Genomic DNA, 23,234 nt, shown 5'->3' on the forward strand with positions numbered 1-23,234 from the left:
AGGAATGCGAACGGTCACTGGGTACCGAAGATGCGGTCGCCCGCATCGCCCAGACCCGGCAGGATGTAGCCGTGCTCGTTGAGCTGGCGGTCGATGGCGGCGGTGTAGATGGGCACATCGGGGTGGGCTTTTTCCATCGCGGCCAGGCCTTCGGGGCAGGTCAGCAGGCAGACGAACTTGATGGACTTGGGGTTGCATTCCTTGAGCCGGTCGATGGCGGCGATGGCTGAGTGGCCGGTGGCCAGCATCGGGTCCACCACGACGGCGTCGCGCTCGTGCATCTCGGTCGGCATCTTGAAGTAGTACTCCACCGCGGTCAGGGTCTTGGGGTCGCGGTAGAGGCCAATGTGGCCCACGCGCGCGCCCGGCACCACGCTGAGCATGCCGTCCAGGATGCCGTTGCCCGCGCGCAGGATGGACACGAAGACCAGCTTCTTGCCGTCGATGACCTGGCCCGTCATGGTCTCCAGCGGCGTTTCCACCTCCATGGGCTGCATGGGCATGTCGCGCGTGACCTCGTAGGTCATGAGCATGGACAGTTCATTGAGCAGGCGGCGGAAGCTGTTGGTGCTGGCGGTCTTGTTGCGCATGAGCGTGAGCTTGTGCTGCACCAGCGGGTGGTTCACGACGTGGACGTTGCTCATGATGTGCCTTTGAGTGGTGGTGAGGAAAAGAATCAGAAAACCGTGCCGTCGCTGACGATGTTCAGCGGCGGCAGCCCGCCGCGCTCGCGCTGGGCCAGCAGGCGACCGGCCGCCCAGGTGCCGCCTTCGAGCACGCAGGCCAGCGGCATCTGCGCTTCGTCCAGCCTCAGTTCGGCGCGCACCAGCGGCGCCAGTTCGTCCAGCAGTGCGACGGTGAGCGCGCGCCATTCGACGATGAAGGCGTCGCCCGCCTGCCAGTCGCGCGTGGCCCAGTCCGGTGGCAGCGGGCGCAGCACGCCGGCGTCGATCAGCAGGCCGCCGTTGCGGTACTCGGGCAGTCCCGTCAGGGCGTCGAGGCCGGTCACGCGAATGCCCGCCCATTCGAAGGGTTCGAGCAGCGAATAGCTCAGCCACTGCGAAAGCTTGTGAAAGGGCATCCAGCCCGCCGTGAGCCCCTCACCCGCCACGGCCGGGTGGCGCCAGCAGTCACCCAGCGGCTCGCTGGCGATGGTGTTCTGCGCCGGCCAGATGCCCGAGAGCGTGTCCAGCAGCAGCACCAGGATGTCGTGCGCCGCCACCGTGCCAGCGCCTTGCGTGGTCAGGGCGTCGAACAGACCGCCGGGGCGGCCCAGGGGACCGAAGACCGCCGGTTGCGCAGCCAGCACCTCGCCCAACCGGCGCAGCAGGGCCGCACGACCCTTCAGACCCACCAGCGGGTTGTCGGGCGACACCTGGAAGGCCCCGCCCAGAGGCCCGGCGGTGACCCGCTGCAAGCCGGCCGCGTCCACCCGCAGCGGCTGCTGCGGGTCGCTGGAGAACAGCCCGCCCAGGAAGGCGTGGAAGCTGGCCACGCCCAGGCCTTCGGAACGCGCGAAGCGCTGGCCACTGGCGGCTTCGAGCCAGGACCAGTCGGGGCCCGCGCCCGCGTCCAGCAGCACACTCACCAGCACCAGATCGATCTGCGCGCGCGCCCTTGTGGCCGCGTCCACATCGCCCAATGCGGCGTCCAGCAGGGCGCGCCGGTCCACGCCACCGGCCTCGAAATGCCGCCAGCGGCTGTGGTACGGGATGCGGCCGTCGGGGTAGCGCTCGCGCGTGAGCCGAGCCACGGTGCGCGCGGCATCAGCTAGGGCGGCGTCGTGCACCACAAAGTGCTCCGAAGCGCCTGCGCGCGCCCGCGCCAGCAGTTGCTGCGCACGGGCACGGACGGCGGTGGTTGACCGAAGCAGCCGGGCCGCGCCGGCGGGAGAGGTCGGGTCGGGAGCCGGCACGGTCACGCCCCCAGCGCCCGGCCCTTGGCCTTTTTCAGTTCCTCGGCATCGGGCACCACGCCCGGCGTGAAGTAGCCAGCCGCCATCTTGGCGTCCATCTCCACCCGTGCGTCGGCCGGGATCAGTTCGTCCGGGATGTTCACGCGCTCGCCCACTTCGATGCCCGAGCCGGTGATGGCGTCGTACTTCATGTTGCTCATCGACACCAGCCGGTGGATCTTGGTGATGCCCAGCCAGTGCAGCACGTCGGGCATGAGTTCCTGGAAGCGCATGTCCTGCACGCCGGCCACGCATTCGGTGCGCGCGAAATACTGGTCGGCCGTATCACCGCCCACCTGGCGCTTGCGTGCGTTGTAGACCAGGAACTTGGTCACCTCGCCCAGCGCCCGGCCTTCCTTGCGCGAATAGGCTACCAGGCCCACGCCGCCGCGTTGCGCGCCCTGGATGCATTCCTCGATGGCGTGCGTGAGGTAGGGCCGACAGGTGCAGATGTCGGAACCGAACACATCGGAGCCGTTGCACTCGTCGTGCACGCGCGCGGTCAGCGTCACGGCCGGGTTGGCCAGGTCGCGCGGGTTGCCGAAGATGTAGAGCGTCTGCCCGCCGATGGGGGGCAGGAAGACTTCGAGGTCGGAGCGCGTGACCAGCTCCGGGTACATGCCGCCGGTTTCCTCGAACAGCACACGGCGCAGGTCGGCCTCGCTGCAGCCGAAGCGCTTGGCCACGCCGGGCAGGTACCAGACCGGCTCCACCGCCACCTTGGTCACCACGGCCGCGCCGCCTGCGGTCAGCAGCTGGCCGTCGGGTTGAAGGCGGCCTTTCTGCAGCGCGTCGATCACCTCGGGCAACAGCACGTGGGCCTTGGTCACGGCAATCGTCGGGCGGATGTCGTAGCCCGCGGCCAGCTCCTGCGCATAGACGTCGGCCACCTCGGCGCCCCAGGGGTCCAGGCTGACGATCTTGGTCGGATCAGCCCACTGCGGGTAAGGGCCGATCACGTCGGTGGGGGCGGTGTTGGTCAGGTCGGCCTTGTGCTCGCGCTTGAGCGCGCCGGCCGCCACCGCCAGCGCGCGGTAGACGCTGTAGCTGCCGCTGTGGGTGCCGATGACGTTGCGGTGCGCGCGGTTGGTGGTGGTGCCCACCACCGGCCCTCGCTCGCGCGCGGTGGCCGCGCCCCAGACGATGGGCAAAGCCCCGAAGCCGCCCGAGTGCGAGGTCAGGCGGATGTGGCGAGGGTGCGGCGTCTGGGGCGAGGCCGGGGCCTCGCCGGAAGGCAGGGATGCGTCTGCGGACATGAACAGGTCCTGTGGTGAAAGCCCGTGGTGGGCGAACCGGCGGCAGCGGCGGGTGGCCGCTGCCGACACCCGTTTCCGTTGTAGCAAGGCCGATGCCAGCCGTCCACCCGGCAGCCCTCCGTACAATCCCGGCCCTCCCCCTTTTCCTGGCCACTTTCATGCACTACGCCGTCTCCCACCACAAGCTCAAGCTCATCCTCAGCGGCGCCGGCCTCAAGTCCGGCGACGCCGCCGGCATCGACCAGCTGTTCGGCGGCAAGGACGGCTACTACTGGTTCGGCACCCTGCGCGACATGTGCCCCGAGGGCAAGACCCTGACCTGGGACAACCAGTACGCGCTGGTCGCCGCGATCCAGGCACACGAAGACGCCAGCGCGGCCGAGGACGAAATGCCGGCCGAAAAGCCGACACCCGCGCACATCGCCGCCATTTGCAAATTGCTCGCGATCTGACCATGACCACGCCGGCCACCCCGCTCCAGGTCGCCGTGCTCGGTGCGGGTGCCGTCGGCTGCTACTACGGCGGCATGCTGGCGCGCGCCGGCCACTGCGTCACCCTCATCGGCCGGCCACAACACGTGCAGGTGTTCGAAGCGAAGGGCCTGCGCATGCAGACCCTCACCTTTGACGAAACGGTGAAGGTACAAGCCAGCACCGAGGCCTCGGCCGTGGCCGGTGCCGACCTGGTGCTGTTCGCGGTCAAGTCGCCCGACACGGAAACCGCGGGGGCGCAGATGCGCGAGCACCTGAAACCCGGCGCCCTGGTGCTGTGCCTGCAGAACGGTGTGGACAACGCCGAACGCCTGCGCGCCGTGCTGCCGGGCGTGCAGGTGGCGGCGGCCGTGGTCTATGTGGCCACCGAGATGGCCGGCCCCGGCCACCTGCGGCACCACGGCCGCGGCGAACTGGTCATCGAACCTTCACCCGCCAGCGAACGGGTGGCACAGGCGCTGGCCACCGCAGGCGTGTCCACCGAAATCAGCGACAACGTGCGCGGCGCGCTCTGGGTCAAGCTCATCCTCAACTGTGCCTACAACGCCCTCTCGGCCGTGGGCCGCATCGCCTATGGCGAACTGGTGCAGCAGCCCGGGGTGAAGGACACCATGCGCGACGTGGTGGCCGAGTGCCGCGCGGTGGCCGCGGCCGACGGCGTGACCCTGCCTGGCGACGTGGACTTGGCCGTGCGCCGCATCGCCGAGACCATGCCCTCGCAGTACTCGTCCACCGCGCAGGACCTGATGCGCGGCAAGCCCAGCGAGATCGACCACCTCAACGGATACGTCGTGCGGCGCGGCGAGGCGCTGGGTGTGCCCACGCCCGCCAACCGCGTGTTGTGGGCGGTGGTGAAACTGGTGGAAGCGGCCACGCCCCGCTGACCACGCTCGTCAGAAAACGTCAACTCTGACAAGGGCATGCGGGGCGGTCCGGGCAGGATCTTGTACAACGGCCCCTCCCGAGTTACAAATTCCATCGATCACAGCGGCGGTTCCCCCGCCCCCACCGCCTCATCGTGTCCTCTGGTTTGCGCAACAGTGTTCGGCTGCAGCTGGTGCTGCTCATCGGCGGACTGGCCGTGGCCAGCGCGGCGGGCTATGTGCTGCTGACCATGCGCCTGGTGCAGCAGCAGATCGAAGCCGACCAGTTCCGGCTGCAGCGCATCCTGGCCACCCGCATGGCCTCGCAACTCGACCAGGACATGCACGCGCGCACCACCGAACTGCGTTTCATTGCCAGCCTGGACCGACTGCGCGACCCGCAACGTGCCGCGCAGGACAAGCAGGCGCTGCTGCTGACCAAGAAGGCCATCTACCCCTTCTACGCCTGGATCGGCATCACCGACCCGCAGGGCCGCATCATGGCCAGCACCGAACCGCGCATCAACGGCGCGGATGTGTCGCAGCGCTCGTGGTTCCTCGGCGGACGGCAGCGGCTGCACCAGGAAGACATCCACGACGCGGTGCTGCTGGGCAAGCTGCTGCCCCCACCCGTGCTGGACGAGCTGCCGCTGCGGCTGATGGACATTTCCATGCCCCTGCTCGACCGGGAGGGCCATTTCATCGGCGTGCTCGCCACCCACCTCAGCCTGGACTGGGCCTACCAGCTGCGCCACCAGCTGCTGGACCAGCTGGATGTACCGGAGCTGGAGATGCTGCTGGTCAACCGGGACGGCGAAGTCATCGTGGGCAGCCCCACCCTGCCCGCCCGTTCCGCGACCAACCTGTCGTCGCTCGCGGTGTTCAAGGGTTCGAAGGCAGGCCGTGTGGGCACCGCCATCGAGACCTGGCCCGATGGGCGGCGCTACCTCACCGCCGCCGCGCCGGCCCTGGGCACCCACCCCTACCCCGGCCTGGGCTGGACGGTGCTTGTGCGGCTGGACGAAGCGACCGCCTTCGCCGACGCACGGCGCCTGGGCCTGCGCGCGCTGGCCGTGGGCCTGCTGTCAGCCCTGCTGTTTTCCTGGGTCATCTGGTGGGCCATGGGCCGCAAGCTGCGCCCCATGGAGCGACTGAGCCAGGCGGTGGCCGACCTGGACGTGAACCGCCCGCTGGTGAGCCTGCCGGAGGTGGCGGGCAGCGGTGAGGTCGCCGTGTTCGCCCGTTCCATGGCCCGCCTGGTGAACGCACTGGGCGAGAGCCGCGAACGCTTCCAGATGCTGTTCGACCACGCACCGGTGGCCATGGCCTTTGTGGCTTCGGACGGCGAGGTGCTGCTGCTCAACACCCGTTTCACACAGCTGCTGGGTTACGACATCCGCCATGTGCCCCATGTGGACCAGTGGTTCGTGCAGGCCTTCCCGGAGGGAGCCGCCCGGGAGGCGGCCCGCGAACGCTGGGAGAACGCGTTGCCACACATTGGCAAGACGCCCATGGCGCTGCCGACCTCCGAGTACGCGCTGCGCTGCTTTGACGGCAGCTCCCGCATCGTCGAGGCGGGCGGCATTGCCCTGCCCGACGGCATGCTCGTGTCGTTCCAGGACCTGACCGAACGCCGCAAGGCCGAGGCCGGTCTGCGCCTGTGGGCCGAGGCCTTTGAACACAGCGAAGTCGGGCTGCTGATCTCCGATGTGCAGACCGAGACCCTCATTTCGGCCAATCCGGCCTTCGCGCAGCAGCGGGGCTACACCGCCCGGGAGCTGACCGGCCTGCCGGTCGCAAGCCTGTACCCCGAGCGCGCGATGCCCGGCCTCAAGGTCGCCCTGGACCGGGCGTATGTGGACGACCACATCGTCTTCGAAACCGAGCACATCACGCGCGACGGCCGCATTTTCCCGGTGCTGATCGACCTCACGGTGCTGCGCGACGCCGACGGGCGGCCCGTGCGCCGCGTGTCCTATGTGCAGGACCTGACCGAGCGCGAGCGTGCGGCGCAGGAAATCCGCCGCCTCAACACCGAGCTGGAGCAGCGCGTCATCGAACGCACGGCCGAGCTCAGCGCGGCCAACCGGGAACTCGACGCCTTCACCGCCGCCGTCACCCACGACCTGCGTGCGCCCCTGCGCACCGTCAACGGCTTCGTGCAGATCCTGCTGGACGAGTTTGCCGGTCTGCTGGGCGACGAGGGACGCCGGCACCTGCAGCGCATCCAGGACGGCACGCGCCGCATGGGCGAACTCATCGAGGGTCTGCTGGCCCTCTCGCAACACACCAACCAGCCGCTGGACCGCACCCGCGTCGACCTGTCGGCCATCGCCTCGCGGCGCCTGGCCGAGCTGGCCGCGGCCGAACCGGCGCGCCAGGTGGTGGTGGAGGTGGAAGCCGGCCTGGAGGCCGACTGCGACGCGGCTCTGGCCGAAGCCCTGCTGGTCAACCTGCTGGACAACGCCTGGAAGTACAGCGCCAAAGCGCCCCAGGCGCGCATCCGCTTCTGTCGGGACACGGTCGATGGCCTGACCGGCTTCTGTGTGTGCGACAACGGCGCCGGCTTCGACATGGCCAAGGCCGGCCACCTGTTCGAGCCCTTCCAGCGCCTGCACCACCCCAGCGAGTTCCAGGGCACCGGGGTGGGCCTGGCCACGGTGCGCCGCATCGTGGACCGGCACGGCGGCCGCATCAAGGTGCAGGCGGCGCCCGGCCAGGGCGCGCGCTTCTGCTTCACCCTGCGGGCCGAGGCCTGACCACACGGTCAGGCCCCGGCCAACGTCCTCAGGGCTTCTGCGTGCCCACCACCTCGATCTCCACACGGCGGTTCTGGGCGCGGCCCTCGCGGGTCTGGTTGGACGCCACCGGCTGCGACTCGCCGCGGCCTTCGGTCTTGATCTGCTCGCTGGGCACGCCCTTGCTGACCAGGTAGGCCTTGACCGCGCCGACGCGGCGCACCGAGAGCGACTGGTTGTAGGCCTCGGTGCCAGTGGCGTCGGTGTGCCCCACGGCAATGATGGTCTCGACGTTCACCTTCGACAGATCGGCCACCAGGCCGTCCAGCGCAGCCTTGCCGGCCGGCTTGAGCACCGCCTTGTCGAAATCGAACAGGGTCTCGGCTTGCAGCGTCATTGCCTGCACCGGGGCTGGCGCAGGAGCGGGCGCGGGCGCAGGTGCTGGCATGGGCACCGGTGCCGGCGCAGGCGCCTGGGCCACCGGGGCGGGCGGGGGCGGCGGCTTGATGGCACCGTCGCAGTCCGGGTGGGCGGTGGCCGGCGTCCAGTTGCTGTTGCGCCAGCACAGCTCGTTCGTTCCATTGCGCCAGGCGAGCGAGCCGTCGCCATTGGTCCAGTTGTCGACAGTCTGGGCACCGGCGGCAGATGCCAGGCTGACCGTGGCGGCCAACAGCAGCATGCGGGGGAGGTTGCGCTTGTTCATGGGTGGTTCCTTTTCTCGAAGCTCCAGTGGAGCGTGGTTGGAAGGACTCTGGCGGGTCGGTCCTCTTCCCTGCCGAGTGAAGCCATTCTGGTTTTTGGCCCCTTCCAGCCCCATCAGAATCCGCCGCATGCGCGTGTAGGACAACACGCCATGCCCGGCCCCACGGCACCGCACCGTCACACCCCTTTGATCAGGGCAGCGTCATCGCCAGGTGCGTGTACAGCGGAATGCCCAGCAGCAGGTTGAGCGGGAAGGTCAGGCCCAGCGAGAGGCCGAAGTACAGCGAGGGGTTGGCTTCCGGTATCGCATAGCGCACCACCGCCGGCACCGCGATGTAGGAGGCACTGGCCGCCAGCGTCATCAGCAGCGCGGTGTCGCCCGCGGGCAGGCCGGCGGTGCGCGCCAGCGCCCAGGCCAGCGACGCGTGCAGCAGCGGCGCCAGCACGCCGTAGGCCAGCAGCACCGGCGAACGCCCGCGCAGACCCGGCAGGTTGCGCGCGGCCATCAGGCCCATGTCGAGCAGGAAGAAGGCCAGCATGCCCTTGAACAGGTCGCCCGAGAAGGGCTGCATGGCCTCGCGCCCGGCCTCGCCGGTCATCAGTCCCACCACCATGGCACCGATCAGCAGCAGCTGCGAGCCGTCGGTGAACGACTCGTGCAGCAGCTTGCGCCAGTCGGTGGACGGGCCGGCCGGGGGCCCCGCCAGCACCGCTGCGCCGCCGCCCAGCACGCCCCCCGCGGTCGCCGTCTGCTGCTGGCGCAGGCGGTTGGCCATCAGCACCGCCAGCACGATGGCGGGCGACTCCATCAGCGCCATGGCCGCCGCCATGTGCCCGCCGTAGGGCAGGCCGATCTTGTCCAGGTGGCCGGTGGCGGTGATGAAGGTCACCGCGCTGACCGAGCCGTAGGTCGCGGCCAGCGCGGCGGCGTCGAAGCCCGAGACCCAGCGCCGCAGCAGCGTGTAGCCGATCAGCGGCACCACCACCGCCAGCACCACGGCGATGCCCAGCCCCGCCACCACCTGCGCGTTCAGGCCCGAGGCCGCGAGCGCGAACCCGCCCTTGAGGCCGAGCGCCATGAGCAGGTACATCGAGAGAAAGCGGGAAATGGCCGGCGGGATTTCCAGGTTCGAACGGACCAGGCCGGCCAGCACGCCGACCACAAAAAACAGGATGGCCGGATCGACCAGGTTGTGCAGGTTCATGGGGAGTTCCTCCGTTGGCCGCGGATTGTGGCGACGCCCATGCATTAAGTAAAATCGATTTTTGTGCGCCACAACATAGATAAATATCTATGAATATCACCTTCCGCCAGATGCGCCTGTTCCTGGCGCTGGCCGACACCGGCAGCGTCAGCGCCGCCGCGCGCGCGCTGCACGTGACGCAGCCGACCGCGTCCATGCAGCTGCGCGAAGTCACCGAGTCCGTCGGCCTGCCGCTGTACGAGGTGATCGGCCGCAAGGTTTTTCTCACCGAGGCCGGCCGCGAGCTGGCCCAGACCGCACGCGCCATCGCCGGCGAATGGGAGCGCTTCGGTCAGCAGGTGAGCGCCATGAAGGGCCTGACCCGCGGGCGCCTGAGCGTGGCTGTGGTCAGCACCGCCAAGTACTTCGTGCCGCGGCTGCTGGGCGGCTTCTGCGAGCAGCACCCCAGCATCGACATTGCGCTGGAGGTGCTCAACCGCGACGGCGTGGTGCAGCGCCTGCGCGAGAACCGCGACGACCTCTACGTCATGTCCCAGCCGCCGGCCGACATGGACCTGCAGGACCAGGTCTTCCTGGACAACCCGCTGCACCTGATCGCCTCCGCCAGCCACCCGCTCGCGCAGCGCCAGCGTCTGGCGCTGCCAGCGTTGGCGGGTGAGCGCTTCATCCTGCGCGAACGCGGCTCGGGCACCCGGCTGGCGACCGACCGCCACCTGGCCGCTGCGGGCTTCGCACCAGCGCTCACGCTGGAACTGGGCAGCAACGAAGCGCTGAAGGAGGCCGTAGCCGGCCACCTGGGCGTGGGCATCGTCTCGCGCCACGCGCTCAAGGCCGAGGAGATTGGCCGCGACCTCGTGCTGCTGCCGGTCAGCGGCTTTCCCATCCGCTCGCAGTGGCACCTGGTGCACCCGCGCGCCAAGCAGTTGTCACCGATTGCGCAGGTGTTCCGTGAGCACCTGCTGGGCAGCGCGGCTCAGTGGGCGGCGGGTGGTGGGCCGACCCAGAATGTCCGCAAGCGCTGAGCACAGACCAACACCCCGGGTCAGACGGCGCGCGCGCCCAGCTGGCCCACCGCCGCCAGCCAGCGCTGCACCCGGCCAGGCTTCGGATGGCTGGCCGGCGCGAACAGGGTGAAGCGCGCGGGCCGGAAACCGACGAAGTTCAGGATCTGCCCGCGCAGCTGCCAGATTAGCGCGTTGCGGTAGAGCAGGCGCAGGAACAGCGACGGCGTGTCGGAGGTCACCACCACCCGCGCGCTGCGCCCCGTCAGCAGCGGCCGAGGCATGCCGGTCCAGCTCGGGTTGCGCGTGTCGAAGGCCTGTCCGGGCAGCAGCGAGCGGTCGAAGAGGCCCTTGAGCTTGGCCGGCAGGCCGCCCCACCACATCGGCGTCACCAGCACGAAATGGCTGCACCACGCCAGGTCGTCCAAAAACGCCTTCAGCGCCGGCTCCAGGGGCTTGGTGGATTCGTAGCCCGCCAGTCCGAAATCGGGGTCGAAATCCAGGTCGTGCAGATGGACGAGGCGCAGCTCGTGGCCGGCCTCGCGTGCCGCGTCGGCGTAGCGCTGGGCGAGCGAGCGGCACAGGGATGACGCGGCCGGGTGACCGTCGAGAACCAGGATGCGGGACATGGCATGACTCCTTTGAAAATGACCACGGTCAAATTCAAACATACAAATTGACCATAGTCAATTAAAAGTTGACTGTGGTCAAAACGTCCGGCACAGTGCCGGCATGCGAAAAGCCGTGCAGCAAAGAACCCTGGAAACCCGGGCCCGCCTGACCGACGTGGCCCAGGCCCTGATCACCGAAAAGGGATTTGGGGCGCTGAGGATCGAGGAGGTCGTGCTGCGCGCGGGAGTCGCCAAAGGCACCTTCTTCGCGCATTTCGCCGACAAGGACGAGCTGATGGACCTGCTCATCGGCGATCGCATCAACGCCGAGCTCGACCGCCAGGCCGCCGCCGCGCCACCCCAGAACGCCGACGAACTCGCCCAGTATCTGTTGCCACTGCTGGAACTGATGGCGTCGGAACGCTATGTGTTCGACGTGATCCTGCGCCGCTCGGGCGCCGCGGCGATGGAAGAGATCGGCCCCATCGCCACCACCTTCGAGCGCATGGGCCAGGTCTGGGGTCCCTGGCTGGCGACCGGCGAATTCCGCAAGGACGTGCCGGTCGAGCTGCTGGTCGAGGGCGTGCAGGCCCTGGTGCTGCAGACCCTGGCGCTGCACTTCTGTGCCCTGCACCAGCACCAGCCGATGAGGGACCGGCTGCTGCCCTACCTGCGGGCCTGGCTCGGCCCGTTCAGCCCACCGCCGCGCTGAGCCAGCGGCGGCAGCAGGTTCCCCGACACCAGTGCGCTCAACAGCCAAGGGACGCCCGGCCAGCGGCTGGCGGGCGCCAGCACGTGGTCGCGCAGCACCGGCAGCACCCGGCTGCCCGACTGGTACATGGGCGTGAACGCCGCACTCATGCCCTGGTACAGCCGCACATGCCAGCGGCGCAGCGCCGCATAGCGCGGCAGTGCCTGCACCAGCGGAAGTTCCTGCAGGGCCGTGGCCAGGGCCCAGGCGTCGAGCAATGCCATGTTCGCGCCCTGCCCCAGCTGCGGGCTGGCGCGGTGGGCCGAGTCACCGATGAAGGCCAGCCCCGGCGCATGGGGCCGGCCCAGGGTGCCGTGGGCGTACCGCGCGGGGGTCATCTGGTCGGTGGCGCTGATCTGGGCCAGGAACGGCGCCATCTCGGGCCAGAGCTGCTGCGCCTGCTCGCGCCAGGCCTCGATCGGGGTCCGGGTCCAACCGTCCAGATCGGCCGTCGGCATCGACCAGAACACCGCCGCCCGAGGTACATCGCCCTCGTGCATGCGCCCGATCGGCAGCACGCCCACCATGCGGCTGGCCGCCTGGTAGCGCTGGCGCAGTTCGTGGGTGGGCAGTGCCGAGCCGTCCGGCCAGGCCACGGTGCCCCAGATGGCGCCGTAGGCCAGCGCACGGGCCTTCAGCGGCGTCAGCCGCGAACCCGCGCCGCTGGCGTCCACCACCAGATCGGCCTCGTCCGCCACCTCGCCTCCGGCCAGACACAGGCGCCGCCGCCCCGACGGTGCCAGCGGTGCCTCGTGCACCTCGCAACCGGTGCGGACCTGCGCGCCCGCGGCCTGCGCCGCTTGCCACAGCACACCGAACAGCGCGGCCCGGTGCATCGCCAGCCCGGGCGAACCCGACCGGTACGACACATCCAGCACGGCCCGGCCTGAGGCCAGGTGCCCCTGCATGCGCGTGATGGCGGCGCCCAGCGAACGCGCCTGCGCCCCCACCCCGATGTGGTCCAGCACCGCCAGCCCGACCGGCTGGATCACCAGCCCCGAGCCCACGGGGCGCGGTTGTTCAAACCGTTCCCAGAGGCACACCTCGTGTCCCTGGCGCGCCGCCAGGCAGGCCAGTGCCAGCCCACCGACGCCCGCGCCGACCACAGCGATCTTCATGCGGTCACTGCGCCATGCCCATGGTGCTGGAGCCGTCGATGGAGACGATCTGGCGCCCGTTGAGCGTGCGCGTCAGCTCATAGGTGTACTCCCCCACCTCGGTGATCGCGGGCATGCGCGGCATGCGCATCGTCGAGGTCTGCCGCACGGTGACGGTGGCGCCCAGCCAAGGGAAGCCCGAGCGCTCGACGCTCACCAGATCGGTGTCGATGTTGACCGAGCTCTGGGTGGCGCGCAGGACGGCCGCGGCGTCCTTGACGTACTCGCACATCTCCGCCTTGCCGCCTTCGAGTGTCTCCGCCCCGCGTGGCGACTCGCTCCTCGTGGACACACGCAGGTTGGACGCGTAGCTGTCACAGAAGCCGTCTTCGGCGTTCAGCTCCTTGCGCTGCTGCGTCTGCAGCCACCCCATCACCGCCGGTTCGGAAAACACATACCAGCCGTGCCCGTAGAAAGCGGCCGCCAGCACGCCGGCCCACATCAGTTTTCTCATCTTGATTTCCCCACCCTCCTCCCTGGAAGGCGCTGCATTGTGGCCGACGCCCGCCACCGGCGGTCCGCGTCAGCGCGGAAAGTTGCCCTCGCTGCGCAGCGTGAGACCGGCGATCTGCAGGCCGCTGAGCCCCCGCCGCAGCACGTAGGTGGCCTCGCCCTGCTCGGACATGGTCAGGCCATTGACCAGGGTGAAGGTGGTGGTCTGCTGCACCTTGGCCGTGGCGGACATCCACGGAAAGCCTGCGCGCTCGAAGCTGAGCACCTCGGTCTGTGTGCTGAGCTGCGGCTTGAGCACGCGCACAAACGCGTTGGAGCTCCTGATGTAGCCGCACACATGGTCCCGCCCACCATCGAGCTGCCATTCGCCCTTGGCATGCACGGCGCGCACGCTCACCTCCGTGTCGAAGGTGAAGTCCTTGCAGACACCTTCCTTCTGCTCCAGCACCGCCAGTTCGTGCTGTTCGATCCAGCGCTGCGCACGCTGCTCGGACAGGGTCCACCACGCATGGCCGTAGAACAGCCCGAGCAAACCCGCCAGCCACAACAGCTTCTTCATCACTCCCCCCTTTAATTCATTTGAAAGTGCCCATGTCGGGCGGCGTGGATTGTTACAGAGTGTTTGCGCCCAATTGGCCATCTTTCATCTTGTTTTATCCGCTTCAGATAATTATCTGAATCAGCTAATATCCGGCAATGAGCACCGACAGTCTCTTCCACCGCGACCTCTACGCCGGCCAAATGGCCGAGCAGCTGCTCAACCCAGGCCCGCTGGACGAAAGCACGCGCTCGGGCGTGTTCCTCTCGGGCATCCGCCGGGTGGGCAAGACCACCTTCCTGCGCCAGGACCTGATTCCCGCGCTGGAGGCCCGCGGCGCGCTGGTGATCTACGTGGACCTCTGGGCCGACCCGGCCAAGAGCCCTTCGGCCCTGGTGAACGAGGCGGTGCGCCAGACGCTGCTGCAGCTGCAGACGCCGGGCTCGGCCCTGCTCAAGCGGCTGCGGGGCCTGCGCCTGGGCGCGGCCGGGCTCAGCCTGGACATCGAGCTGGACCGCATCGGCGAGCCTGGCGGCAGCACGCTGGCCCAGGCCTTCGAAGCCCTGGTCGCGAAGACCAAGACCAACGTGGTGCTGATCATCGACGAGGTGCAACAGACCCTGGGCACCGACGAGGGCCAGGCCCTGCTGCACGCGCTCAAGGCCGCGCGCGACGCCGTCAACGCCAAACCCGGCACGCCCGGTCGCTTCCTGTTCATCGGCACCGGCTCGCACAAGTCGCTGCTGGCCGAGATGACGAGCCGGCGCGCGCAGCCCTTCGCGGGCGCGCTCTCGGCGTCCTACCAGGTGCTCGGCAAGGACTTCGTGCAATGGCAGCTGGACCGCCTCGCGTCGGCGCCCGGCCTCACCCTGCCCAGCCTGGACGCCGCCTGGGAAGGCTTCCAGACCCTGGGCCACCGGCCGGAGGAACTGCTCAAGGCCCTGCGCCAGCTGCAGCAGGTGGGCGGCACCGACCCCGACACCGCCTGGCACATCATCTGCGCCACACTGGCCGGCGCCGCGGCCGACGCCGACCTCAAGGCCTTCGACGACCTGGGCGAACTGGGCAAGGCGGTGTTTGAGCGCATCGCCTCGGGTGGCGAACAGGGCATCTCGGGCCTGTTCGGCGCCGAGTCGCTGGCGTTCTACAGCGAGCGCATCGGCAGCGCGGTGGACGCCTCGCAGGTGCAGAAGGTCGTCGACAAGATGGTCGGCGCCCAGCTCATCATCCGGCCCAGCCACGGCGTCTACACCATCGCCGACCCCTTTGTGCGCAAAGTCTGGCAGGACAAGCAGGCGCTGCTGGCGCCCCCCCCGAAGCACTGAACGAGCCCTCCGGCGACAGGGCGGTCTGGCGCCGGTTTCGATATGCCGATATATTTCGCATGCGAAATAAATCGAACACCACATGCCACCCGCTCGACCGCCCCGCCTCATCTTTCTGCTCAACGCCGCGCAGCGCCGCCTGCAGCAGCTCGTGGCCGCCGAACAGCTGCGCCTGGCCCATGAACAGGACCATGCCCCGTCGCCCGCGCAGGGCGGTCTGCTGTTCGTGCTGCAGGACAGCGACGGCCGCACCATGGGCGAGATCGCGCAGGCGCTGGACCTCGCGCCCTCGGCCGCCACCGGCCTGGTGCAACGCACCGAGGCGCTGGGCTGGGTACAGCGCGCTGCCTGCCCGCAGGACGCACGCACGCAGCGCGTGTGGCTGCTGCCGGCCGGGCGCGATCAGCTGCCGCTGTTGCGCTCGGCCATTCAGCGCATCAACCGCCGGCTGACCGCCGGTTTCACCCCCGACGAACTGGCCACCGTGGCCCGCTGGCTGCAGCACGTGCAACAGAACACCCAGGAGCCCGACGCCCCATGAACACCCCGCACCCGACCCCCGACGAAACCGTGCACATCACCTGCGCCGACGGCCAGCGTCTGCACGGCCACTTCATGGCCCGCAGCGGCGGCCCGGATGGCGGCCTGCCGGTGCTCATCTCGCCAGCCACCGGCGTGCGCCAGCACTTCTACCTGCGCTTTGCGCGCTGGCTGGCGGCGCAGGGCCACGACGTGCTGGTGTTCGACTACCGGGGCATCGGCCTGTCGCTGCACGGCCGGCTGAAGGACTGCCGCGCCACCCTGGCCGACTGGGGCCAGCAGGACCAGGTTGCGGCGCTGGACTGGCTGCTCGCGCGCACCGGGGCGGCGCAAGCCGTCATCGTCGGCCACAGCGCGGGCGGGCAGATGATCGGCCTGCTGCCCAACCACCACCGCGTCGCCCGGCTGGTGGGCATCTCGGCCTCCACCGGCTGGTTCAAGGCCATGCGCCCCGGCTTCCGCCTGAAGGCCAACTTCGGCATGCGGCTGGTGTTGCCGCTGGGCACCCGCCTGACCGGCTACGGCACCACCGCGGTGCTGGGCCTGGGCGAGAACCTGCCGGCCGGCGTGGCGCTGCAGTGGTCGCGCTGGTGTGCCCGTGGCGGCTACGCCACCAACGCCGTGCGCCACCACCCCGAGCGGGACTTCCACGCCCAGGTCCGCACACCGGTGACCGTGCTGCACGCCGAGGACGATGACATCGCCAACGTCGCCACCGTGGCCGACCTGCTGCGCACCCTGCCGGCCGCGCCGCGGCAGGCCCACTGCCTGCGACCACGCGACCACGGCCTGCGCCACCTCGGCCACCTGGACTGGTTCCGCCAGTCGCACCAGAGCGTGTGGCCGCTGATGGCGCGGGCGGTGCGGGGCGAAGCGGTGCTGCCCGCGCCGGGGCACTGAGCCCGTCAGCGCCATCCGCAGATCCAAGCCCAGGAACACCAGGCCGGGACGCAACAGCACCCCGGCAAGAGGCGTCAGACAGACACCGTGTGACCGCTGAGGTTGGTGCAGACGCGGCGCAGCCGCTGTTCGGCCTCGTCAGCCACTGCCTTCACCCCCGCACCCCCCACCAGGCCGACCATGACCTGGGGGTCGAGAAACCCGACCACCACTTCGTGGTCTGCGATCTCGCGCACGATCACATTGCAGGGCAACAGCAGGCCGATGTCGGGCTCGGCCTGCAGGGCCTTGTGCGCCAGCTGCGGGTTGCAGGCGCCGAGGATGCGGTAGCGCAACATGTCCACGCCCAGCTTGGCCTTCATCGTGGCCTGCATGTCGATGTCGCTGAGCACGCCAAAGCCCTCTTCCTTGAGCAGTTCAATGGTGTGGGCGAGCGCTTCGCCGAACGAAGTGCCCTGGATCGTGGTGGAAAAGCCGTACATGGTGGTGTCCTGGTTCTCGGTGCTGCGGAACAACGACGATAGGCGGAAGCAGCGCCTGCGTATGTTCGACAGCGCACGGACCCGGGTGCACACTGGCGCAAGATTCCCTGCGCTGGCGCTGCCGCCGGCCAGGAACCTCGCGAGCCCCCCTTGAACAGCGACAACAACGCACACGGCACCGACACCGGGCTGACCACTGCAGAAGCAGCGCAGCGACTCGCGACCGACGGGCCCAATGTTTTGCCCGGCGGTCAGCGCCGCAGCCTGCTGTCCATCGCGCTGGACACGGCGCGCGAGCCCATGTTCCTGCTCCTGCTGGCGGCGGCCTCGCTCTACATGGTGTTTGGCGACCTGCGGGAAGGCCTCACCCTGATGGCCTTCGTGGTGATCACGCTGGGCCTCACGCTGTACCAGGAGGGCAAGACCGAGCGCGCCATCGAAGCCTTGCGCGACCTGACGAGCCCGCGCGCCCTGGTGGTGCGGGACGGCACGCCGCAGCGCATCGCGGGCAGCGAGGTGGTGCGCGGTGACCTGCTCCAGCTCAGCGAAGGCGACCGGGTGCCGGCCGACGCCTTGCTGGTCTCGGCCGATGGGTTGCATGCCGACGAATCGCTGCTGACCGGTGAAGCGGTGCCGGTGAGCAAGCGCCCTGCCTTGCCGGACGAACTGTCGGCAGCACCGGCCACCGCCGAGGGCCCGGGCAGCCCGCGCCCCGGTGGCGAAGACCTGCCCATGGTCTACGCGGGCACCCTGATCGTGCAAGGCCATGCCCTGGCGCGCGCCACCGCCACCGGCGCGCGCAGCGAGATCGGCCGCATCGGCACCGCACTGGGCCAGGTCGACAACGAGACCTCTCCGCTGCAGAAGCAGACCACCCGCCTGGTGCGCAACCTCGCCCTGCTGGCGCTGGTGCTGAGCATGGCGCTGATGGTGGTGCATGGCCTGGTGCGCGGCGACTGGCTGCAGGCGGTGCTGGCCGGCATCGCCCTGGCCATGGCGATGCTGCCGGAGGAGTACCCGGTGGTGATGACCGTGTTCCCGGCGCTGGGCGCCCGCCGCCTGTCCAGGGAAGGCGTGCTCACCCGGCGCATCAATGCGATCGAGACCCTGGGCGCGACCACGGTGCTCTGCAGCGACAAGACCGGCACCCTCACCGGCAACCGCATGACGGTGACGCACCTGGCCGCGGGCGGGGTCGACCTGCCGGACCGGCTGGCGCTGGATGCCCTGGCCGGTGCCCCCCTGCCCGAGGCCTTCCACACGCTGGTCGAGTTCTCGATCCTGGCCAGCGTGGTGGACCCGTTCGATCCGATGGAAAAGGCGTTCCACCAACTGGGCGAGCGCTTCCTCACCGACACCGAGCACCTGCACCGCGACTGGCGGCTGGTGCAGACCTATGCGCTGAGCCCGGCGCTGCGCGCGATGTCGCATGTGTGGGCGGCATCGGACGGCGGGGCACAGACAGTCGCGGCCAAGGGCGCGCCCGAGGCCGTGATGGACCTGTGCCACCTGGACGATGCGCAGAGGGCCCACATCGCGGGCGTGGTGGACAGGCTGGCCGCCGAGGGGTTGCGGGTGCTCGGTGTGGCGAGCGGCACGTTCGAGGGCCAGGACTGGCCGGCAGGCGAACACGACTTCGACTTCAGCTTCGTCGGGCTGCTGGGCCTGGCCGACCCGGTGCGCCCGCAGGTGCCGGCAGCCATCGCTGAGTGCCGCGCCGCCGGCATCCGCGTGGTGATGATCACCGGCGACTACCCGGCCACGGCGCGGGCCATCGCACAGCAGGCCGGCCTGGCAGGTCCGCAGGCCGAGGTGCTGTCCGGCGACGAAATGACCACGCTCAGCGACGCCGCGCTGAGCGCGCGCATGGCCAACGTGAGCGTCTGCGCCCGCATCGCGCCCGAGCAGAAGCTGCGCATCGTGCAGGCGCTCAAGGCGCGCGGCGACATCGTGGCCATGACCGGCGACGGCGTGAACGACGCGCCCGCGCTGCGCGCCGCGCACGTGGGTGTGGCCATGGGGCTGCGCGGCACCGACGTGGCGCGCGAGGCGGCCTCGCTGGTGCTGGTGGACGACGACTTCGCGGCCATCGTGCGCGCGGTGCGGCTGGGGCGGCGCATCTTCGACAACCTTCGCAAGGCCATGTCCTACATCCTGGCGGTGCACGTGCCCATCGCCGGCACGGCGCTGCTGCCGGTGCTGTTCGGCTGGCCGGCGCTGCTGTTCCCGATGCACATCGCGCTGCTCGAACTCATCATCGACCCCGCCTGCTCGGTCGCGTTTGAAAACGAACCCGCCGAAGGCGACCTGATGCAGCGTCCGCCGCGCGACGCCAGCGCGCCGCTGTTCGGGGGTGTGACCCTGTGGCTGGCGTTGCTGCAGGGCCTGGGTGTGCTGACGGCCGTGCTGGGAGCCTTTGCCTGGGCGGCTCCCCGTCTGCCTGAGCAAGAGGCCCGCGCTTTCGCCTTCGCCACCCTGGTGGTCGGCAACCTGGCGCTGATCCTGTCCAACCGGTCTGCCACCGAGCCATTCTGGGCCACGCTGGGCACGCCCAACCGTGCGCTCTGGTTGGTGGTGGTGCTGACCCTGGCATTGCTGCTGGCGGCGCTGTACGTGCCCTGGGCCGTGGAGGTGCTGCGCTTCGCGCCGCTGCCCTGGCACGAACTCGCGGCGGCCTGCGGGCTCGGCCTGCTGAGCGTGCTCTGGTTCGAGACCATCAAGCAGGTACGGCGCAGACGGCGCAACCAGGCCTGACCGGCGAGGGGCATTTGGCGCCCCGCAAAGAACCACGCTACACTGCGCGCCTGCTCCGGGGTGCACGGGCCTGACAAGGCCCGGCGCTGAGATGGTGTGACACACCGAACCCGTGAACTTGATCCGGCTAGTACCGGCGAAAGAAGAGCGTTGCCTTGAAGGACCCATGGACGGGATGCATCCGTCCACACCCATGGTCCCTCCAGGCGGTCCTCCGGAGCTGTTCGTTTCCGCAACAGCTTTTTCACTCAGGAGACCGCCCGATGAACGCCCCCGACAAGCTCCAGCAGCTGCTCACGCTCACGCGCGAGCCCTTCCCCCAGTCGCGCAAGGTCTATGTGCCCGGCGCTCAGCCCGGCGTGCAGGTGCCCATGCGCGAGATCGCACTGACCAACGGCGAGACCGTCACGGTCTACGACACGTCCGGCCCTTACACCGACCCTGCCGCCGACATCAACATCCGCCGTGGTCTGGCGCCCGTGCGCAGCGAATGGGTGGCCGCGCGCGGCGATACCGAGGCCTATGAGGGCCGCACCCGCGTGGCACTGGACGATGGTGGCAAGCACGGTGAGACTGCGGATGCACGCATCGAGGCCCTGCGCGCCGAAGCCGCCGGCCTGCAGCGCCAGCCGCTGCGCGCCAAGGCTGGCGCCAATGTGACGCAGATGCACTACGCACGCCAGGGCATCGTCACCCCCGAAATGGAGTACATCGCCATCCGCGAGAACGGCAAGCGCGAGTGGATGCGCGAATACCTGGGCGACGCCGAGCGCGAGGCGCGCCTGCGCGGCAACCCCATGGGTGCGCGCATTCCCGACGTGATCACGCCGGAGTTCGTGCGCGACGAGGTGGCACGCGGCCGCGCGGTGATTCCCGCCAACATCAACCACCCCGAGGTCGAGCCGATGATCATCGGCCGCAACTTCCTGGTGAAGATCAACGCCAACATCGGCAACTCGGCCGTGACCTCGTCGATCGAGGAAGAGGTTGAAAAGCTCGTGTGGTCCATCCGCTGGGGCGGCGACACGGTGATGGACCTGTCCACCGGCAAGAACATCCACACCACGCGCGACTGGATCGTGCGCAACTCGCCCGTGCCCATTGGCACGGTGCCGATCTACCAGGCGCTGGAGAAGGTGGGCGGCGTGGCCGAAGACCTGACCTGGGACATCTTCCGCGACACGCTGATCGAGCAGGCCGAGCAGGGCATCGACTACTTCACCATCCACGCCGGCGTGCGCCTGCCCTTCATCCACCTCACCACGAAGCGCCGCACCGGCATCGTCTCGCGCGGCGGCTCCATCCTGGCCAAGTGGTGCATCACCCACCACAAAGAGAACTTCCTGTACACGCACTTCGAAGAGATCTGCGAAATCATGAAGGCCTACGACGTGACCTTCTCGCTGGGCGATGGCCTTCGCCCGGGCTCGGGCGCCGACGCGAACGATGAAGCTCAGTTTGCCGAACTGCGCACGCTGGGCGAGCTGACGCAGATCGCCTGGAAGCACGATGTGCAGACCATGATCGAAGGTCCCGGCCATGTGCCCATGCACATGATTCAGGCCAACATGGACGAGCAGATCAAGCACTGCCAGGAAGCGCCGTTCTACACGCTCGGACCGCTGACCATCGACATCGCGCCGGGCTACGACCACATTGCCAGCGCCATCGGCGCCGCCATGATCGGCTGGATGGGCACCGCCATGCTGTGCTACGTGACGCCCAAGGAACACCTGGGCCTGCCCGACCGCGACGACGTGAAGCAGGGGATCATTGCCTACAAGATCGCCGCCCACGCGGCCGACGTGGCCAAGGGCCACCCGGGCCAGCGCGCGCGCGACGACGCCATGAGCAAGGCGCGTTTCGAGTTCCGCTGGCGCGACCAGTTCGCCCTGGGCCTGGACCCGCAGACCGCCGAGGCCTACCACGACGAAACCCTGCCCAAGGACTCCAGCAAGGAGGCGCATTTCTGCTCCATGTGCGGGCCGAAGTTCTGCAGCATGAAGATCACGCAGGACGTGCGCGACTACGCCGCGGCGAAAGGCCTGAGCGAAGAGCAGGCCCTGGCCGACGGCATGGCACGCAAGAGCGAAGAGTTCAAGGCAGTGGGCGGCGAGTTCTACGTGCCCGTCGACTCCTTGAAAAACAAGGCCTGAGCCATGGCGCGCATCGGTATCGCGGGCGCTGGCCTGCTGGGCCGGCTGCTCGCCTGGCAGCTGGCGGGCACGCACGAGGTGACGGTGTTCGATCCGGCCAATGGCCCGCAGGCCCGCAGCGACGGCCGGGGGCCGGCGGCTTTCACCGCGGCGGGCATGCTCAGCCCGCTGGCCGAGCTGGACAACAGCGGCCCCGCCATCGCAGCACTGGGCTGGCGCTCGATGGTGCTGTGGCGCGAGATCACCGATGAACTGTCCCAACCAGACACGTTCCGCACCCTGGGCAGCCTGCTGGTGGCGCACGGCAGCGACCTGGGCGCAGCCCAGCGCGTGCTGGCCCGGCTGGCCCAGGCGCCCGACCTGGCCGGCGTGGTACAGACCCCGCAGCGGCTGGACCGCGCCGCACTGGCCGCGCTGGAGCCCGCTATCGACCCGCGCCTGCACGCCTGGCTGCTGCCGGGCGAGGGACAGATCCTGCCGCTGCAGGTGCTGCCCGCGCTGTGCGCAGCCGCGCCGCGCGTGCGCTGGCGCTGGCAGCACACGGTGGCATCGGTCGCCCCGGGCCGCATCGTGCTGGACGATGGCAGCGAACAGCGCTTCGACCTCGCCATCGACGTGCGCGGCACGGGCGCACGGCCCGACCTGCCGGTGCGAGGCGTGCGCGGCGAGGTGGTCTGGCTGCAGGCGCCCGGCGTGCCCCTGCACCGGCCGGTGCGCCTGCTGCACCCGCGCCACCGCGTCTACATCGTGCCGCGGCCGGGCGACCACATCGTCATCGGTGCCAGCGAGATCGAGAGCGAAGACCGCTCTCCCGTGAGCCTGCGCAGCGCGGTCGAGCTGATGGCCGCCGCGCAGAGCGTGATGCCCGAGCTGGCCGAGGCGCGCATCGTGCACCTGGAGACCAACCTGCGCCCGGCCCGGCCGGACAACGAACCGCGCATCGACACCGAAGACGGCCTGCTGCGCATCAACGGTCTGTACCGCCATGGCTGGCTGCTGGCGCCGGCGCTCGCGCAGGATGCGCTCGCTGCACTGGGACTCCCCGCTGCGCCGCTACGCGGCTTCCCCCCTCCCGTTCCGGAGGGGGGACACAGCCTGCGGCCGGGCGAAGCCCGTTCTGCGACTGTTCTGGATCAAGCCTCTGCCCACGTCGACCTATGCTGAACTTCAACGGCCTCACCTTGCTGTGCCCCGAGGGCCTGACGCTGGCCCGGCTGTTGGACGAGCAGGGCCTGGACCCCGATACCATCGCGACCGCCGTCAACGGCGCCTTCGTGCCGCGCGACCAACGCGCCAACACCGTCCTGCAGCCCAACGACACCGTGCTGACCTTCCAGGCCATCGTCGGCGGCTGACC

General features: G+C 69.5%; 22 protein-coding genes and 1 riboswitch. Of the genes, 12 read left to right on the top strand and 10 right to left on the bottom strand.

Translation table 11 applies throughout. The features are described 5' to 3' along the window. Positions 1–14: 14 nt before the first annotated feature. Genes upp through ACFOPI_RS10495 form a run of 3 tightly spaced genes read right to left on the bottom strand, consistent with a single transcriptional unit; the run spans position 15 to position 3,210 of the window. A complete protein-coding gene (gene upp / locus ACFOPI_RS10485; protein WP_382173616.1) occupies positions 15–644 on the bottom strand; it encodes a uracil phosphoribosyltransferase in 630 nt (209 codons plus the stop codon). Between the two features lie 32 nt (positions 645–676). Beyond that, positions 677–1,921 (bottom strand): URC4/urg3 family protein, encoded by a 1,245-nt coding sequence (locus ACFOPI_RS10490; protein ID WP_382173617.1) that lies wholly within the window; start codon positions 1,919–1,921, stop codon positions 677–679. Next, positions 1,918–3,210: a GTP cyclohydrolase II gene (locus tag ACFOPI_RS10495; RefSeq protein ID WP_382173619.1), complete on the bottom strand. Its 1,293-nt coding sequence runs from the start codon at positions 3,208–3,210 to the stop codon at positions 1,918–1,920. Before ACFOPI_RS10495 ends, ACFOPI_RS10490 begins: the two co-directional genes overlap by 4 nt. Positions 3,211–3,368: 158 nt before the next feature. Between ACFOPI_RS10495 and ACFOPI_RS10500 the strand changes: the two genes are divergently transcribed. From ACFOPI_RS10500 to ACFOPI_RS10510, 3 genes are all read left to right on the top strand, one after another. Continuing rightward, the gene (locus tag ACFOPI_RS10500; protein WP_382173621.1) at positions 3,369–3,662 is read left to right on the top strand and encodes a hypothetical protein; all 294 of its coding nucleotides are present in this window, start codon (positions 3,369–3,371) and stop codon (positions 3,660–3,662) included. Positions 3,663–3,664: 2 nt separating this feature from the next. Next, positions 3,665–4,585 (top strand): ketopantoate reductase family protein, encoded by a 921-nt coding sequence (locus tag ACFOPI_RS10505; RefSeq protein ID WP_382173623.1) that lies wholly within the window; start codon positions 3,665–3,667, stop codon positions 4,583–4,585. A 134-nt stretch (positions 4,586–4,719) separates the two neighbouring features. Next, on the top strand, positions 4,720–7,323 hold the full coding sequence (locus ACFOPI_RS10510; RefSeq protein WP_382173625.1) for a sensor histidine kinase: 2,604 nt from the start codon (positions 4,720–4,722) through the stop codon (positions 7,321–7,323). A gap of 28 nt (positions 7,324–7,351) precedes the next feature. Here the strand turns inward: ACFOPI_RS10510 and ompA are convergent, their stop codons facing one another. Beyond that, positions 7,352–8,005 carry an outer membrane protein OmpA gene (gene ompA / locus ACFOPI_RS10515; protein WP_382173627.1) on the bottom strand — a complete coding sequence of 218 codons (654 nt, stop codon included), beginning with the start codon at positions 8,003–8,005 and terminating at the stop codon, positions 7,352–7,354. Between the two features lie 190 nt (positions 8,006–8,195). Next, positions 8,196–9,203 (bottom strand): sodium-dependent bicarbonate transport family permease, encoded by a 1,008-nt coding sequence (locus tag ACFOPI_RS10520; RefSeq protein WP_382174912.1) that lies wholly within the window; start codon positions 9,201–9,203, stop codon positions 8,196–8,198. A 95-nt stretch (positions 9,204–9,298) separates the two neighbouring features. On the opposite strand from ACFOPI_RS10520, the gene ACFOPI_RS10525 reads away from it, so the two are divergent. Further along, positions 9,299–10,231 carry a LysR family transcriptional regulator gene (locus ACFOPI_RS10525; RefSeq protein WP_382173629.1) on the top strand — a complete coding sequence of 311 codons (933 nt, stop codon included), beginning with the start codon at positions 9,299–9,301 and terminating at the stop codon, positions 10,229–10,231. 20 nt (positions 10,232–10,251) lie between these two features. Here the strand turns inward: ACFOPI_RS10525 and ACFOPI_RS10530 are convergent, their stop codons facing one another. Then, positions 10,252–10,839: an NAD(P)H-dependent oxidoreductase gene (locus tag ACFOPI_RS10530; protein WP_382173631.1), complete on the bottom strand. Its 588-nt coding sequence runs from the start codon at positions 10,837–10,839 to the stop codon at positions 10,252–10,254. 103 nt (positions 10,840–10,942) lie between these two features. Here ACFOPI_RS10530 and ACFOPI_RS10535 point away from each other — a divergent pair, with 103 nt between their 5' ends. Then, a complete protein-coding gene (locus ACFOPI_RS10535; protein WP_382173633.1) occupies positions 10,943–11,533 on the top strand; it encodes a TetR/AcrR family transcriptional regulator in 591 nt (196 codons plus the stop codon). Here ACFOPI_RS10535 and ACFOPI_RS10540 read toward each other — a convergent pair. The 3 genes from ACFOPI_RS10540 to ACFOPI_RS10550 form a co-directional block, all read right to left on the bottom strand. Further along, the gene (locus ACFOPI_RS10540) at positions 11,488–12,690 is read right to left on the bottom strand and encodes an FAD-dependent oxidoreductase (protein WP_382173635.1); all 1,203 of its coding nucleotides are present in this window, start codon (positions 12,688–12,690) and stop codon (positions 11,488–11,490) included. The genes ACFOPI_RS10535 and ACFOPI_RS10540 overlap by 46 nt on opposite strands. Positions 12,691–12,694: 4 nt before the next feature. Then, positions 12,695–13,183: a hypothetical protein gene (locus tag ACFOPI_RS10545; RefSeq protein WP_382173637.1), complete on the bottom strand. Its 489-nt coding sequence runs from the start codon at positions 13,181–13,183 to the stop codon at positions 12,695–12,697. 69 nt (positions 13,184–13,252) lie between these two features. Further along, the gene (locus tag ACFOPI_RS10550; protein ID WP_382173639.1) at positions 13,253–13,741 is read right to left on the bottom strand and encodes a hypothetical protein; all 489 of its coding nucleotides are present in this window, start codon (positions 13,739–13,741) and stop codon (positions 13,253–13,255) included. Between the two features lie 137 nt (positions 13,742–13,878). Between ACFOPI_RS10550 and ACFOPI_RS10555 the strand changes: the two genes are divergently transcribed. The 3 genes from ACFOPI_RS10555 to ACFOPI_RS10565 all read left to right on the top strand — a co-directional run bounded on the left by ACFOPI_RS10555 (position 13,879) and on the right by ACFOPI_RS10565 (position 16,485). Then, positions 13,879–15,045, top strand: a complete 1,167-nt coding sequence (locus ACFOPI_RS10555) for an ATP-binding protein (protein WP_382173640.1) — start codon at positions 13,879–13,881, stop codon at positions 15,043–15,045. A gap of 82 nt (positions 15,046–15,127) precedes the next feature. After that, positions 15,128–15,586, top strand: a complete 459-nt coding sequence (locus ACFOPI_RS10560; RefSeq protein ID WP_382173642.1) for a MarR family winged helix-turn-helix transcriptional regulator — start codon at positions 15,128–15,130, stop codon at positions 15,584–15,586. Beyond that, a complete protein-coding gene (locus tag ACFOPI_RS10565; RefSeq protein ID WP_382173644.1) occupies positions 15,583–16,485 on the top strand; it encodes an alpha/beta hydrolase family protein in 903 nt (300 codons plus the stop codon). Before ACFOPI_RS10560 ends, ACFOPI_RS10565 begins: the two co-directional genes overlap by 4 nt. A 74-nt stretch (positions 16,486–16,559) precedes the next feature. On the opposite strand, the gene ACFOPI_RS10570 is transcribed toward ACFOPI_RS10565, so the two are convergent. After that, the gene (locus ACFOPI_RS10570) at positions 16,560–16,967 is read right to left on the bottom strand and encodes a DUF302 domain-containing protein (RefSeq protein WP_382173645.1); all 408 of its coding nucleotides are present in this window, start codon (positions 16,965–16,967) and stop codon (positions 16,560–16,562) included. Between the two features lie 150 nt (positions 16,968–17,117). Between ACFOPI_RS10570 and ACFOPI_RS10575 the strand changes: the two genes are divergently transcribed. The 4 genes from ACFOPI_RS10575 (at position 17,118) to thiS (ending at position 23,232) form a co-directional block, all read left to right on the top strand. Further along, positions 17,118–19,721: a cation-translocating P-type ATPase gene (locus ACFOPI_RS10575; protein WP_382173647.1), complete on the top strand. Its 2,604-nt coding sequence runs from the start codon at positions 17,118–17,120 to the stop codon at positions 19,719–19,721. Between the two features lie 46 nt (positions 19,722–19,767). After that, positions 19,768–19,883, top strand: a riboswitch (TPP riboswitch). A 101-nt stretch (positions 19,884–19,984) separates the two neighbouring features. Then, entirely contained in the window at positions 19,985–21,877 is a 1,893-nt protein-coding gene (gene thiC, locus ACFOPI_RS10580) for a phosphomethylpyrimidine synthase ThiC (RefSeq protein WP_382173648.1), read from the top strand. Positions 21,878–21,880: 3 nt separating this feature from the next. Beyond that, the gene (locus ACFOPI_RS10585) at positions 21,881–23,041 is read left to right on the top strand and encodes an FAD-dependent oxidoreductase (protein ID WP_382173649.1); all 1,161 of its coding nucleotides are present in this window, start codon (positions 21,881–21,883) and stop codon (positions 23,039–23,041) included. After that, positions 23,035–23,232: a sulfur carrier protein ThiS gene (gene thiS / locus ACFOPI_RS10590; protein WP_382173651.1), complete on the top strand. Its 198-nt coding sequence runs from the start codon at positions 23,035–23,037 to the stop codon at positions 23,230–23,232. Before ACFOPI_RS10585 ends, thiS begins: the two co-directional genes overlap by 7 nt. Positions 23,233–23,234: the final 2 nt, after the last annotated feature.

Source organism: Hydrogenophaga luteola, assembly GCF_042648585.1.
Classification (GTDB): domain Bacteria; phylum Pseudomonadota; class Gammaproteobacteria; order Burkholderiales; family Burkholderiaceae_C; genus Hydrogenophaga; species Hydrogenophaga luteola.

Coding starts and splice junctions, on each gene's coding strand:
- ACFOPI_RS10525 (WP_382173629.1), top strand. CDS start 9,299: ATGAATATCACCTTCCGCCAGATGCGCCTGTTCCTGGCGCTGGCCGAC.
- ACFOPI_RS10535 (WP_382173633.1), top strand. CDS start 10,943: ATGCGAAAAGCCGTGCAGCAAAGAACCCTGGAAACCCGGGCCCGCCTG.
- upp (WP_382173616.1), bottom strand. CDS start 644: ATGAGCAACGTCCACGTCGTGAACCACCCGCTGGTGCAGCACAAGCTC.
- ACFOPI_RS10505 (WP_382173623.1), top strand. CDS start 3,665: ATGACCACGCCGGCCACCCCGCTCCAGGTCGCCGTGCTCGGTGCGGGT.
- ACFOPI_RS10570 (WP_382173645.1), bottom strand. CDS start 16,967: ATGTACGGCTTTTCCACCACGATCCAGGGCACTTCGTTCGGCGAAGCG.
- ACFOPI_RS10530 (WP_382173631.1), bottom strand. CDS start 10,839: ATGTCCCGCATCCTGGTTCTCGACGGTCACCCGGCCGCGTCATCCCTG.
- ACFOPI_RS10555 (WP_382173640.1), top strand. CDS start 13,879: ATGAGCACCGACAGTCTCTTCCACCGCGACCTCTACGCCGGCCAAATG.
- ACFOPI_RS10560 (WP_382173642.1), top strand. CDS start 15,128: ATGCCACCCGCTCGACCGCCCCGCCTCATCTTTCTGCTCAACGCCGCG.
- ACFOPI_RS10540 (WP_382173635.1), bottom strand. CDS start 12,690: ATGAAGATCGCTGTGGTCGGCGCGGGCGTCGGTGGGCTGGCACTGGCC.
- thiS (WP_382173651.1), top strand. CDS start 23,035: ATGCTGAACTTCAACGGCCTCACCTTGCTGTGCCCCGAGGGCCTGACG.
- ACFOPI_RS10500 (WP_382173621.1), top strand. CDS start 3,369: ATGCACTACGCCGTCTCCCACCACAAGCTCAAGCTCATCCTCAGCGGC.
- ACFOPI_RS10585 (WP_382173649.1), top strand. CDS start 21,881: ATGGCGCGCATCGGTATCGCGGGCGCTGGCCTGCTGGGCCGGCTGCTC.
- ompA (WP_382173627.1), bottom strand. CDS start 8,005: ATGAACAAGCGCAACCTCCCCCGCATGCTGCTGTTGGCCGCCACGGTC.
- thiC (WP_382173648.1), top strand. CDS start 19,985: ATGAACGCCCCCGACAAGCTCCAGCAGCTGCTCACGCTCACGCGCGAG.
- ACFOPI_RS10550 (WP_382173639.1), bottom strand. CDS start 13,741: ATGAAGAAGCTGTTGTGGCTGGCGGGTTTGCTCGGGCTGTTCTACGGC.
- ACFOPI_RS10545 (WP_382173637.1), bottom strand. CDS start 13,183: ATGAGAAAACTGATGTGGGCCGGCGTGCTGGCGGCCGCTTTCTACGGG.
- ACFOPI_RS10495 (WP_382173619.1), bottom strand. CDS start 3,210: ATGTCCGCAGACGCATCCCTGCCTTCCGGCGAGGCCCCGGCCTCGCCC.
- ACFOPI_RS10565 (WP_382173644.1), top strand. CDS start 15,583: ATGAACACCCCGCACCCGACCCCCGACGAAACCGTGCACATCACCTGC.